Consider the following 1,786-nt stretch of genomic DNA (forward strand, 5'->3'; position numbering starts at 1 on the left):
AAGCCCCTTTCGGCAACCCCGTTCAAAAGCTTCGGAGCGCAGGGAATAAGCGGCATCCGGGTGTCTTTTCTTTTGGATACTTTTCTTTGGACAAGCAAAGAAAAGTATCTCGCCTGTCGGTGCGAGAACCGACATTAAAACAGTCGTCGCGTTAGCGACACTAAATGAATATTTTTCAGTTAGGCCACAAACCTAACCAAACAAAAACCAATAGGAGAACCACCATGGCCCAACCCGCATTAGTCGTCGAAGCCGGCGACCCCTTCATGACTTCGGATATCGTTGTCGAAATGGTCAAACAACTTCGCGCACTCGATACCTACGATACCTACGAAGGATGGTCGGAAGAAAAAATCATCGATCCTTTGGTGATGACCAAAGAACGCAAACGCGAGATTCCAATTATCGGCGATCCCGATGAAATTACCCTGGCGCGGGTGAAAGCGTATTACAACTCCATCGCCTCGCTGATCGAGAAGAAGGGCGGTCTGATGGCTGTGCCGGTAATCAACATTACCCACGAAGGGTTCGGTCGGGCCTTGGTCCTGGTCGGTAAATTGATCGTAGTGGATAAAGTGTTGCGCGACGTGCATCGCTTTGGGTTTCCCAGCTTGGAAGATCTGGCGTCCAAAACCGATGCAACGATTGAAAAAGCCCTGGGCTTGATCGCAACCTATCGAGAAGTAGCCGAAGCGTGAGGTGAGTGATGAGCGACGAAGAACTCAAAGCACTGGAAAAAGAAGTAAAGAAGGCCAAACGTATCGCTAATGAAGCGGCGTCGGTACTCCACGATCTGATCGAGGACAAACTGCCGGATGCCTACGGCGAACTGATGGGCGTTGCGCAGGCGACTTACGATGCTTGCAAAGCCTGGGACGAAGCCAACAAGAAGTTTTTGGCTGCCAGCAGCGAAACGGCATAGGAGACGAGTATGAGCGAATTTGTAACCGGTGTTACCTATGGCGGTACAGTCTGGACGCCGTCCTACGTTACCGATATTAATCAGCGTACCTGCATCGGCTGCGGCCGTTGTTTTAAAGTTTGTCCGCGCGATGTGTTTGATTTGATCGAAAAAGACGAAGCGTTGTCGGCCGAAGATTTTGGCGACGACTACGGCGACTTTGAAGACGATGACGATAACACCATGGTGATGAGCTTGAAAAACGCCGCCGATTGTATTGGTTGTGAGGCGTGCTCCAAGGTTTGTCCTAAGGATTGTTTTACGCACGAACACAAGGCTGCGGCTTGATTTTGGTTTTGTAGCTTATTCGGATGTGTAGGGTGGGCACGGTTTTTGTGCCCACGCGGTGAAGGGGTAATGTGTCGCTGGCGCGTCGGCTTTTTAGAAGTCGGGTCTCGGCCCGACGGCCGAGATACTTTCTTTTGCTTGGCCAAAAGAAAGTATCCAAAGAAAAGGCCACCCCGATGCCGCTCAGATCCTGCGCGCCGCAGCGTTTATCGAGGGTCGGCAGAAGGGGCTTCCAAGCCCCTCCGCCGACGCACCGCATCCATGCGGTGCCCCTTCGGGCTATTCTCGATAAACGCTGCGGTGCTCGGCGCGGCATAGGGGGAACAACGATGCTGTGTTGCTTGGTTGGATCGTTATTTTTCTAAATTAAAAACCGTTCTAGTTGGGGATGGTTGTGGTCCCGTATTTTGACCCCGAGCATCGCAGTTTTTTGCGGGATTCGCCCGGAGGGGAGCGGCAAGGATGCCGCTCGTTGGCGAAGGGGCAGGAAGCCCCTTTCGCCAACCCCTGCAAAAAACGAGAAGCGCAGGATCAGGG

3 protein-coding genes are annotated in these 1,786 nt (G+C 52.5%); all 3 read left to right on the forward strand.

Annotated elements, in window-relative coordinates; all coding sequences use genetic code 11:
• The first annotated feature begins 224 nt into the window (after positions 1–224).
• From NP589_RS21465 to fdxB, 3 genes are read left to right on the forward strand one after another with little or no spacing between them, the layout of a single operon-like run.
• A complete protein-coding gene (locus NP589_RS21465; protein WP_064007943.1) occupies positions 225–698 on the forward strand; it encodes a NifX-associated nitrogen fixation protein in 474 nt (157 codons plus the stop codon).
• A gap of 8 nt (positions 699–706) precedes the next feature.
• On the forward strand, positions 707–922 hold the full coding sequence (locus tag NP589_RS21470; protein WP_064007942.1) for a CCE_0567 family metalloprotein: 216 nt from the start codon (positions 707–709) through the stop codon (positions 920–922).
• A 9-nt stretch (positions 923–931) separates the two neighbouring features.
• Complete coding sequence (fdxB, locus tag NP589_RS21475) at positions 932–1,249, forward strand: ferredoxin III, nif-specific (RefSeq protein WP_020484885.1); 318 nt, start codon at positions 932–934, stop codon at positions 1,247–1,249.
• Positions 1,250–1,786: the final 537 nt, after the last annotated feature.

It is taken from the genome of Methylomonas rosea, assembly GCF_024505055.1.
Classification (GTDB): domain Bacteria; phylum Pseudomonadota; class Gammaproteobacteria; order Methylococcales; family Methylomonadaceae; genus Methylomonas; species Methylomonas rosea.

What these genes read in the sequence shown, in the direction of transcription:
- NP589_RS21465 (WP_064007943.1), top strand. Translation starts at nt 225, where the DNA reads ATGGCCCAACCCGCATTAGTCGTCGAAGCCGGCGACCCCTTCATGACT.
- NP589_RS21470 (WP_064007942.1), top strand. Translation starts at nt 707, where the DNA reads ATGAGCGACGAAGAACTCAAAGCACTGGAAAAAGAAGTAAAGAAGGCC.
- fdxB (WP_020484885.1), top strand. Translation starts at nt 932, where the DNA reads ATGAGCGAATTTGTAACCGGTGTTACCTATGGCGGTACAGTCTGGACG.